Genomic DNA, 13,971 nt, shown 5'->3' with positions numbered 1-13,971 from the left:
AGTGTCAAAACTATCAAAAATAAGGACGTAAAAGTGTGAATAAGAACATAAATCAGGATGATATGGCGGATTGGCCAGTGTCAGAGGGAATAGTGGCAGTCTCATTAGTTTAGCTGAATCTGCGTGTCCGTCATTCCAGAAGAAACGGATTCAGAGGGCGGCTGGAAAAGTGGACGAACGACGATCGCGTGATGATCGCCTGCTGCAACGATGGCACGCGTCCGGTGATTTTCAAGCTGGAGCGCATCGACATCCCCGAGGACGCGAGCGATGAGACATACCTCCGCGAGCACGACTTTACCTCCAGCAAGGATGAAGCCTACACGGGGTAAAACACCCCGTTAAGTTTGCGGAATAAGCTTGCCGGCGCTTTCGCAGGGGTCAGTCAAGAGGCTGCCCAGGCATTGCAGTCGTTTACCTTGATGGATATGATAGGCGGCGTGCGGCTCCCGCTACCGGTTCATCTCGAGGGAGGAGCCGGGCATCCGCAAGGCCGTGAGCGCCGCGGGACGGGGAGAGCCTGGTCGATGCCATGGTTCGCTACCTCAGGGGCCACGAGGGCAAGCAACTGGAGGCGCCGGTCACCTTTCGCTGCGTCAAATAACTCTTTTGGCGGTCAACTCGAAGTCACTGCTTGGTTTTAGAATTGGGATAGAAGGTGAAAATGCAGTTCGGTTTCTCGGCAGTCGGCTTGGTCATGCTCGTCATGCTGTTCGTGCCTAACATAATCTGGGGGAGAAGGCAGCCCCTCGGGTACAGCGAAATCGCAGAGCGCGAAAGCCCTGCACTCTGCATCCACGAGCGTGTCGGCCAGGTCGCCGTCACAGCTTCGGCCCTAGTTTTCGTCTGCCCGGAGGGCTACGGCCATGCCCTGGCTCTTGTGGCTCGCGCCGGCGTTTGCCCTGATGCTGCTCTACGAGGCTGCCTGGGCGCGCTACTTTAGAAGTGATGGGGAAGTACGGGACATGTACCGGCCCCTGGGCTTCATCCCTGTGCCCTTGGCGACGCTCCCGGTGGCGGCGTTCGTCCTTCTGGGCATCTGGCAGCAGTCGCCGATCACAGTTGCTGCCGCCATAGTCCTCGGTGTCGGCCACATCGGCATCCATCTCGGTCATCTCAAGGATTGCCGGAAAGCGTGACGACTTCGACGACCAGACACGGAATTCCTCGGCGACGAGAGCGTCGTTGGCATGCAGCGAAGCGTTCCAGGCCTCAAGGTCGTCGCAGCCGGACGTCCACGCACGAAGCTGCCCGGGCGTGTAGTCGTCCTTGCAGACCTCGCTGATGGTCTCGCGAAAGAGCTGCGCGGTGGCATCGGCGCCATCGGGGCTGTATGCGCGTATCAGCATCGAGAAACGATCTCCTTTAATGCCTTGTCCGCATCGTATGGGAATTCGATGGGGATGGCGGTGTATCTCCCAGCAGCGCACAGCGTTGCGTAGTGTGCGTTCTCTCTAACCAGCTCCGCTTCGGAGAGGCCGGAGTCGTCCAAGCGTGCCTCTACGACATTGGCGTGCTTTGCGATGTCTTCGAAGCGGCCTCTGATGTAGTCTTCGCTCATCGTGAGGCAATAGGCGGCGATGCTCTCAAGCTCATCGTCATCGAACGAGTCTTTCCAGTTGTCCGGAATGTAGCCGCCTTCGATGACAAGGTCCTGCTGGTTCTCAATCGCCGTCTTTGCCATCTCGGAAAGGATGGGCCACAGGAACTCCTCCATCTCATCATCGTCGTAGGGGGTGAGCGTGGTGCGACCTGACCGGATAAGTCCCATCTTCAAGAGGTCGATCGAGAGCGTGACCGCGCCGGTCTCCCTGGCGATCTTCGTTGCCAAGAGGGTCTTTCCCGTGTGGCTCGCTCCGGTGATGAGGGTTACCATCAATCTCTCCTTTTCTGGATGCGTTGCCAAACTATTTGAAGCTCCCGACAGCGGTTCCTTTTTGGATGATGTGCTCAGCCGCTTCGGCAAGTACCTTCTTTTTCCGGGAGGAAGGGGGTGCGTCGAGTATGTAGTCGATGGCGTAGACAGTGAAGCGGTATTCGTGCGTCTTATCCTTCGGCGGCTTAGGGCCTGCGTATCGATGGTTGCCGTACGCGATGCCCTGGCGTGCGCCGCCCAAAGCAAGAACCGTTTTGCCGGCGGGAATAGAGCCGAGTACATGCTCGGTGGCCGGTATGTTCCATATCACCCAGTGCGTGAAATCCTTGATCGGGTGGCTCGTGTCCTCGAGGGTTATGACCAGCGTTTTCGCTTCCGGCGAGAGGTTCTTGATCCTGAATTCGGGGGATAGATCCTCCCCGCGACCGGTGTTTTCGAGCTTGAACTTCCCCGACTCGTCGATTGCCGAGCATTCGAAGTCAAGTGTTTTCGCGGAATCCATTTCGGCCTCCTTGCAGCATGAGGCTCGCTGGCCTCGGATTCATTATCTCACGCTACGCAAGACGGCAGTAGTGATGACGTGTTGCATGAAGCGACGCCCCGAGGCTTCTAGGGCGTCGGTTTGTATCGTCTGTGTCGATTGATGGAAACAATTCTGAACTGGTAATACTCCAAAATTATGGGTTTCTGCCATCCTCTCTATGGGGTATATGCGCCGCAAGCTGGGACTACGCGAAAGCTGCCTACGGTGACATCAATGGCCTCGGATCGGCAAAAGAAGCTCTGTATTGGCGATTGCCATGAGGAGTGAGTATCAAGACGTGCACAGAAAATTGAAAGGTGCACAAACGTTGAAAGGTTCTGGAATCGTTGAAAGGTTGGCTTGCATAAAGGAGGGTGAGGTGCTCCAGGAAAACATAAGAGAGGCCTACATAGAGCAGCAGGCTGTCGAGTTCAGTATGAGGCTAGCGATCGAAGGCTGGAGCGCGTGTTCTGTGGATGAGATGCGCGAGCTCGTGGAGAGATACGAGGATGCAACATCTTCGCTGGATACTGTCGTCAGGGAGGACTTCCGCTTGATGCCACCTGAGGCGCAGGAGAAGATGCGCGAGATGCTCGTCGCAGCGGGTGACGGCGGAAGGAAGATTCTGGACATTCTGGAGAAATCCGCCTTGTCCTAGACACCGTTGTCCTGTTTCTTATCTGGAATGCGTTTACATTCTTTACCGAGCTGCCAGAGGTAACGGTCTATGTCCCTCAGGCTGAACTCCCCTGCATCCAAATGGTAGTGTTCGCGAAACTGCGCGATGATCTCCATGAACCGATCGTATTGCCGAAGCTCCTCGTTCTTGAACTTCGCGAACCCGTCGGTTCGTCTGAAGTAGCGCAACATCTCATCGACGTAGCTATCGTAGATTGCGTACTTATCCGGCTGATGGTGGCTGCAATACTTGGAGGCGAACGAATAGAAGTACCGAGTCTTGCCCTCTGACACTTTGGTGTCAGCGATATCCTCGACGAGCTTTAGGTCGCCATCGCGGAGTCTCTCGTCGATGTCTAGCTCGTATATGTGCTCGGCTACAGCGTACGTCTTGTAGATGTTCGTTGAGTAGAAGTCGTTCAGGGCCGATGCCTTGAGTAGAATATGGCTCATCGAGTTGTTGCTCTGGCAAAGCTCCACGAACAAGAGACGCAGGGCTCTGTCTGCCTCAATGTAGCTTTGCGTAGAGTACCAAAGTTCGACGTATTCTCTTACTCGTTCAGGAGACGGCGTTTCGGGGATTCGGTATAGCATCGTTCGTCCTTAATTTCCAAGTGACAAATTCGCGGACCTCTTTGTGGTGCATGCTTGCCATCAGGAGGCCGTACGGCACCGTTTAAGGGCGTATTAGTCCAGGAACTGGGAATATGGTCGAATGGAGTCGCGCAACTGCGCGTAACCGCCCTGCAGTTTGGGCTATTTGGGGAAAGAGGAGCGCAGGAGCGGCTGGCTCTCAACTGATTGTCGCAGCGCATCCTGGACACAATGAACACGCTGAGCGTCGTGCTTGTGGTCAGGATTTCAATTCCTGGGGGTGCGAAGCTGGGCGATGGAGCGACCCTCTACTGAAACATCGACTTCTTTCGAAGCTCTGTACCGGTTGCGTTGGAGTATGCATCGTCGACTACTTCGTACGGTATAACTGACACGCCGCAGAAGGTGAAGGACTTCGATTCCAGCTCGTCCAGCAGCTGAGGGCAATTTGCCTCGCACATCTGTTTGACGCCCAAGGCCGTATGCGTCTGGCCCTCGCCGTCGACGAGGGCCTGGGCCGGCAGATCCCACACATAGCAATCAACGGAGGAAAGCTTGCCGGGAGTCAGGCAGCTGACGACTGGGCACTTAAACCGATTGGGGAACCAAGTGATTCGATTGAATCCATTGGGGGCCAAGCATCCGAATCCCGCGAAATCGCCCTCGTGGTAGATGGGTTCCAGGTTGGGGAAGCACCTCGCCTCGTCTGAGTAGGTGCCCACGCCAAGGAGGCCGGAGATCTCTTGAAGCACCTGGGGGCTACCGTCGAGGCGCTCTTCCACATCGCTGAGGTTCGCCATCCTTGTGCCGTTCTTCCCATAGACGCAATCGCCTTCAAGGTCGTCTGCGAGTGCGGGGTCTATGTTTTGGAGGAGCTGCTTGAGGCCTCTTATCGTGATGACGACGCCGTCCTCGGATTCTATGGTGGTCTCGGGGACGTCCCAAAGCAGCGCCCAGATCATCCTGAAGCCACCGTTGCCTGAGGGCTGGCTGTAGTTGAAGACAGGGACGGCGTCCTTTCCGGGGATAAACTCGGCGTACTCGTCAGTGCGCAGAATCTTCGCGCGTGCCCCGAGCGCATCGTCGTATCGTCGCGTGAACACCTCCCATCGCATGTATGGGCCATTGTCGTCTCCTGAAGAGCCGCTCGCCTTACTTGCCTCTGGAAACTCGAAGCGCGCGCTAAAGTCGATGCCGAAGTAACGTTTGCTCGACCCGAAGTGTTCGATGAGGCCGTAGAACACCTGTATAACATCAGGTTTCTCGTCGGGGGAGAGTTGCGCCAACGGTGTCATCGCCCGGGCAATCTCGAGGGTGCCGGCGAGATCGGGGGCCACTTCCTCGGCGTTCTCGATGCCCGCAGGGCAGTACTTCCAAGTCAAACCCTTGTCGAAGGGACTGTGAAGCGCGCCCATGCTGACGAGGCTGTTCAGGGTCCTGGTCAGGGGCTCATAGCTGATAGCATCCTCGAAGCAGCGGAAATTGCTCCAATCGATCTGGTTCACGAAGATGTCTATGGCGTATGCGAGGCCGTAGAGCGTGAGGAAGAGATCGCTGTTGTTGCCTGCGAAGATTCCCTCGGTGAAGGCCCTGAAGTAGTCGTCGAAGTCGTAAATCCTCGCCCCCGGCGCTGCGAAGTCGTGCATCGGCATGACGACGCTGGCGTGTTCGGGATCGTCAGGGGCAATGGGGATGGCGGCTCCGCCGAAGTCCATGGCCGCGTACGCTGGCAGTGAAAGGAGGGCAACAGACTTGAGGTTGAAGGCAGCGAGCACATCACCGATGGAATAGCTATAGTCGGTACCGGAGGCGGTGACGTATTGACAGAGCGAGACGCCGTGCTCCTCGGCTCTTTCACGCAAGTGCGCGAAGAACCTCCTCTTGGCAAGGAAGGAATCCTTCAGGGATTCGACGGTGCGCTTCTCTCCGAGGAACCCAACGGGGGACACGCAACGCATCATCGTGTCGAAGAGATCCTCCTCGGAAGTGGCATTGAGCACGATCTCGTCGAGTAGTCGTCCTCTGGGCATGTTCGCGTAGGTTGGCCTGATCGCATCGTGTCGCATCGGGATTGCCTTCACCTCGACGCATCTCATCGGCTCGTTGTGCCTGAAGACGTATAGGTTCTCCATATCCATCATGTAAGGCCAATTCATGTATCCTCCTTGTCTTGTGGGGTTAGCCACTGTCACTTGCTTCTCGTGTATTTGCATTTCGGGTATCTCGTGCACCCGTAGAAGACCGATCCATCCTTCTTGTTCGTGCGCTCCTTGAGCGGAGCACCGCATCTGGGGCACTTCATCGCATTTGATCTAGACGCGCCCGATGCGTCTCTGGCGCTCCTTGTGTACCTACATGAAGGGTATCCTGTGCATCCGTAGAACGTCGAGCCGTCCTTGCCGTTCGTCATCAGCTTCAAGGGGCGGCCGCACTTCGGACACTTCTCGGAGGAGGCCTTGCTGGCGCGGGTTCTGTGAGCATGCCCGCTGTTGCGAGGCGGCGCGCTCCCGCATCCGCTCCGTGGACGACTTTCGCGCCGGGGCGTGTAGGTCGGATTGTAAGAGTCGTCGGCGTCGATGGTGGCGCTGCAATCGGGATAATTCGAGCATCCGAAGAAAGGCCGTCCGTCCTCTGCCCGCTTGCGCCTCACCATCCATCCCCCGCAGGAGGGGCACTTCAGCTTGTCCTCGACGATCTCTGTCTGCGAGTAGCTCCTTTCGCAGAAGGGATAGTTCGTGCAGCCAAGAAAGCTCTGTCCTGTCTGCGAGTTCTGGCGTACGACGAGCCTGCCCGTGCCGCATCGGGGGCAGAGGGTAGGGTGCCAGAGGTCCTCGCCCTTCCTCTGCATTATGCCGATGTGCCCTCCGACTCTGGATTTGAGCTCATCCACGAAGGGGGAGGGGCCGCCCCCGGAGTCGAGCGATCCCGAGACGAGAAATGTCGTGCATTTCGTTCGCGTGATGGCGACGTAGAAGAGGCGCCTCTCTTCCGCGAATTCAAACTCGTCGCACTTGCCGAGGAGGATCTGCAGGATAGGATCGTCCTCCACACGGTTGGGAAAGCCGTACATTCCGTTTGTAAGGTTCAGGACCACGACGTCGTCCGCCTCGAGGCCCTTCGCGCGGTGCACGCTCATGAACACGATGTTCCCGTAACCCCTGTACCTCATGTGCACGTCGCCGGTCTTGCGGTCGCGCTTGAGCACCATCCCCTCACCCTCGTAGGATTCACAGCCCTTGAATTCGGGGTAGGCCGTCTCTATGTCAAAGTTGTGCCTGCCCAAGACGAGGATATGGCCGGAGTATCCCACCCGCGATAAGATGATGTCGAGCGCGCTCTCGAGCCCCTCTGCCATGTCCTGCTTCATGGTTATGACGACGGGCATCTCCTCGTGCTTGTCGGATCTCATCTTCTTGTGGATCTGGGAGGGGTTTCGCTCGACGAATTCACTCGCAATGTCGACGAGCTCCTGGGAGTTCCTGTAGGTTCGCTCTATCTTCATCATCTCGTGGAATCCGACGTGGTCGCCGAAGCCGGTGAATAGGGAGACGTCGCTTCCCGCGAAGCGGTATATCGACTGCCAGTCGTCGCCGACGCACATGAGCTTGGCTCCGCACGCGTCGCGGATCGCCTCGATGAGGCCGAACCTGCTCTTGGAGATGTCCTGGTACTCGTCAACGATGATGTACTTGTAAGCACCGTCCAGACCCTCCTCGGCTATCTTGCGCGCGGCCATGTTGATCATGTCCTCGAAGTCGACCTGGCCCTTGCTGCGCAGCGTCCGCTGGTACAGCCCCATGATGGGCTCCGCGAAGGACATGAAGAGCTCGAAGCGGCGCCACATGAAGCCGTCGCCCCTGTAGGCGGCGCGGCCCCTGTCGCCAGCCTCGGCCATGGTAACGTTGTTCGCCTTGGCGAGCGAGAGGAACGTGGACACGAGCCTCGCGACGCTCCTCAGGTACCTGTCGTCCTGCCGCAGGCGCGCGTAGACGTCGGTCAGCAGGGCGTCGTCCTCCCCGAGCGCCACCCCGTTCGCCTCGAGGAGATCCCTCAGCTTGTTCAGCAGGTCGTGGTCCTTGTTCCAGTAGGAGTAGCTCTCAATGAGTCGCGTCCCGTTAGCCTCGTGGACCTGCCGCTTCCATTGTATGCCTTCGATGTACCTCCGCTCTTCGATGGGGCTCTCTATCCACGGGCAGCGCCCGTTCTCGTTAATCCCGAAGTGCTCCAGCCAGATGCCGTAGTCGGTCAGGTAGAAGTCGGGTTGGTAGGCGCGCCCCTCCGTCTCGTAGTCCCCGTCGTAGTTGCGTTCGTACTCGTAGGCCACCCCATGGAGGAAAAGGAAATTAGCAATCATCAACTCCTCGAGGCTCTTCACACGCTCGCCGCCCAGGGTGTCGAGCTCCCCGCCGGCTACGGCCAGCTGCCCCTTGAGGGTCGTGAGGTCCTCGGCCTTGAGCGCCTCCATTCGCTCCCCGTCGCTCTCGTACTGCGAGTAGTCCTTGGGAACGTGCCTGTAGAGGCCATAGAACTCGATGTACGCGCCCATCTGGTCGGGGCGCGCCAGGATGTCCTCGCGCAGGTAGTCGAAGACGCATCGCGAGAGCTCGTTCTCGTTGGCGACCCCGACCTTGCCGAGGTGGTCGAGGCCGATCTTGTGGAAGGTAAGGCACGAGACGTTCTCGACGCCGGCTCTCTCGATCCTCTCCGCCAGCTCGTTCACCGACTTCCTGGTGAACGAGGTGACGAGGATGTCCTCCGGTCTTACGCCGCGCCTCTCCACAAGGTACTTGATCTTGCCCACGACAGTCAGCGTCTTGCCCGAGCCGGCACCGGCGATCACCAGGTTGCTGTACTCGTCCGTCACCACGGCGTCGCGCTGCTGGGGGTCGAGGGACTTGCCGTCGATGCTCGAGAGCATCTCGTCGCAGGCTGCCAGTTCCCGCTCCTTGAACCTCTCGTTGCGCTTGGAGCGAATCCCTTCGTCCGTATGCCGTTCGCGGAATCGCTCGAATGCGGGGGCTTCGGGGTGCTCGCGCCACGCTTTCTCAGGAAGAGCCGACAACTCGTCCAGCAGGGGGCGGCTTTTCGCTAGCTCCGCGTCCCACTCCCTCTTCATGAGGTATCCGCTGCTCAAGTCGAGGAGGCGGTCCTGGTCATCCAGCGAAGAATTGATTCGCAGGCTGAGGGTGTCTACCCGCGGCCGGATATTCCCCAGGAACTTCTTCGCGATCTTCTCTTCGGAGCGCTGGCGGCGATTGTCGGACAGGCGCTTGAGCCAGTCTTTCAGATTGCTCAGCGACTTCTCGAAGAAGCCTCTGAAGATCACGAAGGGAGAAATTATTATCATCGTATCGAGAAAGATCAGATATAGGAAGAGTAGCAGCCCTATGACGGGAAGGGTGAATATACCCTCAAACGCCATTTTGTGAAACTCGACGTACAACATCCATAGCGCTTCGAAGAACCCCATTGGAATTTCAATCCTCTTCCTTTTGATGGATGCCCGCCAAACTAGATATCCAAGCTTCCCTTAGAATTAGCCAAGGAGATTGCAGAACACCTACTCTGTATTTTACATCGCGATCTTTAGGAAGCGGGTTAATGGCTAGAGTGGGCGTTCGAAAGGCCAAAGCTGACGATCAAGTATAAGATGCTTGTGGACTACCTCGCATGACGGGCTTTTCCTTGACGCGCATTTCTTGTCTTCCCCCTCTGCGGAAGCTCCTTGCGGTTTGCCGCCCCTGCTTCAGCCTAATGTCTCAGCTGCTTTCGAAGGCAGGTCTTCGGGTGAGACCTCTTCCCAATACACTACGCCTCGAAGCGGTTCGAGATTGAGCTTGAGATATGCGTCTTGGCGCAGTTCGTGCGCTGCGCCGAACGAGGCTTCGATCTCATGGCCGTCTTCGTTCGCGGCATGAAGCTGGTAGACGAACGGCTCGCTCGACTTGAGGTGGATGACGTCGCCCGTTGAATCGTTTTCCGTCACGTGCGCGTTATCGATCTTGGTGTAGTACGTACCGTTGGCTAAAAGATTGGTGCTGGAGCCGAGATGGAAAAACCGGCTCCCAAAATGATAACGACAAGCACCGCTGCGAGGCCCAGGGCCTTACCCTTGCTCATTTCGCTTCCTTTCCCTCGGGGGTTCTTGAGGTAATGATGCTCCTCGGAAAGGTCCGGAGCCATCGATTGCGCTTACATCAAGCGAACATGCTTGAAAGATTCCGGGGGATCCCAGGGGTCCTCAGAATGAGACGGTTGGCCGTCTCATTCGCGCAACAAGTCGTTGCTTGAAACGGGCGTGTTGCCACTGGATAATCGCAGGTATTGTAGGCGAATAGGCCTAAGCGACATCGCGCTTTGCGTCCGTGCTCGTAAGCCGTGGCTGGATTCTGAGAATTTGTCTCGTAGGATTGCATCTTCGTCATCGTAGTTATATATTCGTCAATCTAGATTAGGTGGCGAAGATATTTCTGGGGTGGCGAAGATACTTATGCGGCAATTTGACTATGCAGCGAAACTATCCGAACTGATGACGCCTCAGGTTATGGCCGCCATTGGCGATATGAGGGAGCATCGAGGAAAGCAGGCGCTGTATGAATCGACGCATCCCGATGTCCTAGAAAGCCTTGTTGAGGTAGCCAAGATCCAAAGCACCGATACGTCAAACAGGATCGAGAATATTTCCACTTCTGACAAGCGCCTTCGAGACCTTATGGCCGATAAGGTCGTACCTCGAAATCGGGATGAACGCGAGATATCCGGTTATCGTTACGTGCTCGACCTCATTCACGGAAGCCATGACGATATACCGATTTCTCCCAATGTTATCCTGCAATTGCACCGCGATCTTTACCGGTTCAGTAGCGATGCTTTTGCGGGTCGATGGAAAGACTCCGATAACGTTATTGCCGAGCGCGCAGCGGACGGCGAGCTCGTTGCGCGTTTTCGGCCGACAAGCGCTGCGGCGACGCCTGCCGCAATCGAGCAAATCTGCGATGAGTATCGCTCTCAGCTTGAGCAGGGGACATACGATCCGCTGCTGGTCTCGCTGATGTTTGCCTTCGATTTTGTCAGCATCCATCCCTTCAATGACGGAAACGGCCGCATGAGTCGGCTTCTGACGTTGCTTTTGCTGTACAAGAGCGGCTATACCGTCGGGAAGTATGTGTCAGTAGAGAAGGAGATAGAAAGAACCAAGGAAACCTACTATGAAGCGCTTGCGGCCAGCTCGGATTGCTGGCAAAGTGGCGAAAACGATTACATGCCTTTTGTCACCTACATGCTCGGCGTTCTGACAGCCTGCTACAAAGAGCTTGACGAACGCGTTGTCCTCGTTTCTGCTGGGGGGAGCAACGAGGAGGTGCTCCGCAGCTACTTCGAGCACCTTATTGGAGCGGCGACGAAATACGACATTTTGGACGCGAACCCCACAATGAGCAAGCGAACCGTCGAGCGCCTGCTTAAGAAATTTCAGGATGAGGGGCTTGTCCGAAAAGTTGGTGCAGCAAGATCAACGGCCTACAAAACGGTTCGATAGTCAGCTCAACAATGCGAAGCCCCAGATCAACCCTCCCTGTCAAGAACTCTTGACGCGTAAAACTGTCGCTTTCCCGTCGATGTCAAGAACATCGGGTGGTACGCTTTTGCTGATCGTGGAATCCTCGTCTCGGAAAGGAGGCGCCGGTGGAACTGCCGCAGCAGCTGAAAGCGAACCGTGAGCGTTTGGGGCTCACCCAGGAGGACGTGGCCCAGCGCATCTTCGTCAGCCGCCAGACCATGTCTAGCTGGGAGACAGGCAAGACCTACCCGGACGTGCAATCGCTTCTGCTGCTGAGCAACCTGTTCGGTGTCTCCATCGATTCGCTTGTGAAAGGAGACGTGGAAACCATGAAAGAGACCATCGTTAAGGATGCGGTGAGGATGGAGCGCCTTTCCATCGGGATGGTCGGGCTTTTGCTTGCCGGGGTCGCCTGCCTGGTGGGCTGGGACCTCATCTGGGACGAGCCGGTGGCGGCGGTGCCGTGGCTCACCTGGGGCGTGGTTGTGGGGATGGCGCTTTTCGCTCTATGCGCCGCGCTGGCCATGGTGTGTGCCTGTCGCGTCGAGAAGCTGAAGAAGGATCACGACCTCGTCACGTTCCGCGAGATCAGCGCCTTCATGGACGGCGAAGATGCCGAGGCGATCGCGTGTCTCAACCCCGATGCCTTCTCGAGAAAGCACCCGTGGGTTGCCAACGTGGTGAAGGTGCTGGCGGGCGCCGCCGTTGCCCTCGCCCTTGGGTTCATTGTCGGCAGCATCGTTTCCAGCTTGCATTAAAAGTGTTGCATGAGACAAGTCAGACGGTTGGCTGTCTCATTCACTCGGCTTCATCGTCGACAATATTGTCCCTGGCTTGCATGAGCGCCAGAAAGTGGGTGGCGGAGTGGCGGGAGTCAGCTTCCGAGGGCGCCGTCTGCCATTGCCCGCAATCGGGGTGCGAGGATTTCCAGGGGAATGTTTTGCTGGTTTCGAAACCAGAGGGATTAGGCTGCCAAGACACCGGCTGCTACGAATTCGAAGCGGTAGGCATCAAGGGGGTCAGACGTCCCTAATGTGCCAGCGAGAAGCAGCATGATCTGGTTCTTCGCTCGTTCAGTGAAGGTGGAAGAACCGCCGTTCCCATAGAGAAACGCAATATAGCGGCCTTTTTCCTGAAGGATCTGCAAGGCAGTTTGGATTACGACTTCCTCGCCGTTGCTCTTACTCAGCAGCTGGGCGATTTGCGCCTCGAGGTAGGCGAGGACGTCGTGCTCGATGGCTTCCCTCACTGCCTCCGCACTGTCGAAGTATTCATAGAAGGTACTGCGGTTGATGCCAGCCACCTGCACCACTTGGGTTGCCGTCACCCGTGATTCGGATGTCTTCTCCAGGAGCGACCAGTAACAGTCCATGATTTTCTGTCGTGTCGCCTGAGTGCGAGCGGGATTTTTCTTCGCCAAGGTGGCTCCTTCATCCGACATTCCGGTGCAAGTTGACGGTTGATTGGCTTGCACGCGCTTCGTAGGATCATATTAACCGACACAATGTCGGATTATAAGTGAAACGAGGTGTGAAATGAAGTTTTGGATCAAAAACAACCTGTACCTTCTGACACTGGCGTCGCTATGCGTGCTGATCTATTTCGTCGCGCGTTGGGATGCGATTTCCGAAATGCAGAGAGCCCTGGGACTTTTCGTTGTCGCGATAACTCTTCACGAGTGGGAGGAGTCACGTTATCCAGGCGGCTTTTACGAGCTCATGGCGAAGAAGTTCGGGTGGAATGACGTGAACAAGGAAACTATGGGAAAGGCTCACGGGATCGTAGTGGTGGCCATTGTCTTCTTCGCCTTCGTTCCCTTCTTCTTTCCTTCGGTGCCGTGGTTGGCCATGGTGCCAGCAATACTCGGGATCTTCGAGGCCTTCATTCATGTGGCGGGCATTTGGATTCATCGCTTGAAAAGGCCCTACACGCCTGGCATGCTGACGGCGCTGTTATGCTTGCTCCCCGTGTCAGTGTGGATCATCGCCATCGCGGGCGAGCGGGTCGGCTGGTGGTGGTTCGCCTCCGCGGTTTACTACCTTGTGGTATTCGCCTGCATGGAGCTTGGTGTCATGAAATCGTTCGGCACGAGTCCTTTGCAAGTTGCGAGAAGCCTAAAGCGCGGCTAGTAGTGAGCAGCGGGTTGGCTGTCTCATTCCGTGGCGTAACGTAGAATATTCTCGAATTCATCCGCGAAAATGCTTGCTTGTGACGCGACGTCGCGTTGTAGAACAGCCTTCAAGGAGGTGAAACCATGGCTGAGAACAACTTGTATCAAACCGGAGAGCTGGCCGAGGCGTGCGGTACGACGGTGCGCACGGTGCAGTATTACGACGGCAAAGGGCTGCTGGCGCCTTCGGGCTATTCGGAGGGCGGTCGCCGGCTTTACTCAGCGGAGGATGCCGAGCGGCTCCGCTTCATTCTCATGCTGAAGGCGTTAGGCCTCAGGCTCGCGCAAATTAAGGGCGTGCTGGAATGTCCGAACCGCGATGCCGTGCTGAAGCTGCTGCTGGACGAGCAGGCGGAAAGCCTTGAGCGCGAGATCGACGAAAGCACGAGACGACTGCAAGTTCTGAACACGGCGCGCACGGATCTCGAGCACTTCGGCAAGCTGATGGCAACCACTGAACCTGCCATGGTGAAACGAATGAACGACGAGAAAGCGAGAACCCGCTGGTGGATCATCATGATCATCATCGGCGTGTTCATGGACGCGGCCTGGATTGGCACGCTGGTGCTGGG

The 13,971-nt window shown here is 57.0% G+C and carries 13 protein-coding genes and 1 pseudogene; 6 read left to right on the top strand and 8 right to left on the bottom strand.

The genetic code is table 11. The features are described 5' to 3' along the window. Positions 1-113 precede the first annotated feature (113 nt). Positions 114-332: a TIGR04076 family protein gene (locus tag QZ307_RS05245; protein ID WP_366143045.1), complete on the top strand. Its 219-nt coding sequence runs from the start codon at positions 114-116 to the stop codon at positions 330-332. 489 nt (positions 333-821) lie between these two features. Here QZ307_RS05245 and QZ307_RS05240 read toward each other — a convergent pair whose 3' ends face one another. From QZ307_RS05240 to QZ307_RS05230, 3 genes are read right to left on the bottom strand one after another with little or no spacing between them, the layout of a single operon-like run. Next, the gene (locus QZ307_RS05240; protein ID WP_295996835.1) at positions 822-1,349 is read right to left on the bottom strand and encodes a hypothetical protein; all 528 of its coding nucleotides are present in this window, start codon (positions 1,347-1,349) and stop codon (positions 822-824) included. Next, positions 1,343-1,876: an AAA family ATPase gene (locus QZ307_RS05235; protein ID WP_295996833.1), complete on the bottom strand. Its 534-nt coding sequence runs from the start codon at positions 1,874-1,876 to the stop codon at positions 1,343-1,345. Before QZ307_RS05235 ends, QZ307_RS05240 begins: the two co-directional genes overlap by 7 nt. A 31-nt stretch (positions 1,877-1,907) precedes the next feature. Continuing rightward, on the bottom strand, positions 1,908-2,378 hold the full coding sequence (locus tag QZ307_RS05230) for a YbhB/YbcL family Raf kinase inhibitor-like protein (RefSeq protein WP_295996830.1): 471 nt from the start codon (positions 2,376-2,378) through the stop codon (positions 1,908-1,910). A 286-nt stretch (positions 2,379-2,664) separates the two neighbouring features. Here QZ307_RS05230 and QZ307_RS05225 point away from each other — a divergent pair, with 286 nt between their 5' ends. Further along, positions 2,665-3,057, top strand: a complete 393-nt coding sequence (locus QZ307_RS05225) for a hypothetical protein (protein ID WP_295996828.1) — start codon at positions 2,665-2,667, stop codon at positions 3,055-3,057. On the opposite strand, the gene QZ307_RS05220 is transcribed toward QZ307_RS05225, so the two are convergent. The 4 genes and pseudogenes from QZ307_RS05220 to QZ307_RS05205 all read right to left on the bottom strand — a co-directional run. Continuing rightward, a complete protein-coding gene (locus QZ307_RS05220; RefSeq protein ID WP_295996826.1) occupies positions 3,054-3,671 on the bottom strand; it encodes a hypothetical protein in 618 nt (205 codons plus the stop codon). The two genes, QZ307_RS05225 and QZ307_RS05220, sit on opposite strands and share 4 nt — an antisense overlap. A gap of 308 nt (positions 3,672-3,979) precedes the next feature. Next, positions 3,980-5,827, bottom strand: a complete 1,848-nt coding sequence (locus QZ307_RS05215; protein WP_295996824.1) for a hypothetical protein — start codon at positions 5,825-5,827, stop codon at positions 3,980-3,982. Positions 5,828-5,859: 32 nt separating this feature from the next. Then, the gene (locus QZ307_RS05210) at positions 5,860-9,141 is read right to left on the bottom strand and encodes a UvrD-helicase domain-containing protein (protein ID WP_295996823.1); all 3,282 of its coding nucleotides are present in this window, start codon (positions 9,139-9,141) and stop codon (positions 5,860-5,862) included. Positions 9,142-9,417: 276 nt separating this feature from the next. Then, positions 9,418-9,678 (bottom strand): annotated as a pseudogene (locus tag QZ307_RS05205) (YxeA family protein); the annotation flags it as partial. Between the two features lie 468 nt (positions 9,679-10,146). On the opposite strand from QZ307_RS05205, the gene QZ307_RS05200 reads away from it, so the two are divergent. Beyond that, a complete protein-coding gene (locus QZ307_RS05200) occupies positions 10,147-11,208 on the top strand; it encodes a Fic family protein (protein ID WP_295996821.1) in 1,062 nt (353 codons plus the stop codon). 146 nt (positions 11,209-11,354) lie between these two features. Further along, positions 11,355-11,987, top strand: a complete 633-nt coding sequence (locus QZ307_RS05195; RefSeq protein WP_295996819.1) for a helix-turn-helix transcriptional regulator — start codon at positions 11,355-11,357, stop codon at positions 11,985-11,987. Positions 11,988-12,193: 206 nt separating this feature from the next. Here the strand turns inward: QZ307_RS05195 and QZ307_RS05190 are convergent, their stop codons facing one another. Continuing rightward, entirely contained in the window at positions 12,194-12,649 is a 456-nt protein-coding gene (locus tag QZ307_RS05190) for a TetR/AcrR family transcriptional regulator (RefSeq protein ID WP_295996818.1), read from the bottom strand. A 115-nt stretch (positions 12,650-12,764) separates the two neighbouring features. On the opposite strand from QZ307_RS05190, the gene QZ307_RS05185 reads away from it, so the two are divergent. Further along, positions 12,765-13,358, top strand: a complete 594-nt coding sequence (locus QZ307_RS05185) for an HXXEE domain-containing protein (protein ID WP_295996815.1) — start codon at positions 12,765-12,767, stop codon at positions 13,356-13,358. A 125-nt stretch (positions 13,359-13,483) separates the two neighbouring features. After that, positions 13,484-13,971 (top strand): MerR family transcriptional regulator (locus tag QZ307_RS05180; RefSeq protein ID WP_295996813.1); only part of this gene is annotated, 488 nt, incomplete at its 3' end.

It is taken from the genome of uncultured Adlercreutzia sp. (assembly GCA_910585575.1).
GTDB lineage: Bacteria > Actinomycetota > Coriobacteriia > Coriobacteriales > Eggerthellaceae > Adlercreutzia.
The sequence above is the reverse complement of the archived record's forward strand: the minus strand, read 5'-3'. Positions and strand labels throughout refer to the sequence as shown.

What these genes read in the sequence shown, in the direction of transcription:
- QZ307_RS05235 (WP_295996833.1), bottom strand. Translation starts at nt 1,876, where the DNA reads ATGGTAACCCTCATCACCGGAGCGAGCCACACGGGAAAGACCCTCTTG.
- QZ307_RS05210 (WP_295996823.1), bottom strand. Translation starts at nt 9,141, where the DNA reads ATGGGGTTCTTCGAAGCGCTATGGATGTTGTACGTCGAGTTTCACAAA.
- QZ307_RS05230 (WP_295996830.1), bottom strand. Translation starts at nt 2,378, where the DNA reads ATGGATTCCGCGAAAACACTTGACTTCGAATGCTCGGCAATCGACGAG.
- QZ307_RS05220 (WP_295996826.1), bottom strand. Translation starts at nt 3,671, where the DNA reads ATGCTATACCGAATCCCCGAAACGCCGTCTCCTGAACGAGTAAGAGAA.
- QZ307_RS05240 (WP_295996835.1), bottom strand. Translation starts at nt 1,349, where the DNA reads ATGCTGATACGCGCATACAGCCCCGATGGCGCCGATGCCACCGCGCAG.
- QZ307_RS05215 (WP_295996824.1), bottom strand. Translation starts at nt 5,827, where the DNA reads ATGAATTGGCCTTACATGATGGATATGGAGAACCTATACGTCTTCAGG.
- QZ307_RS05185 (WP_295996815.1), top strand. Translation starts at nt 12,765, where the DNA reads ATGAAGTTTTGGATCAAAAACAACCTGTACCTTCTGACACTGGCGTCG.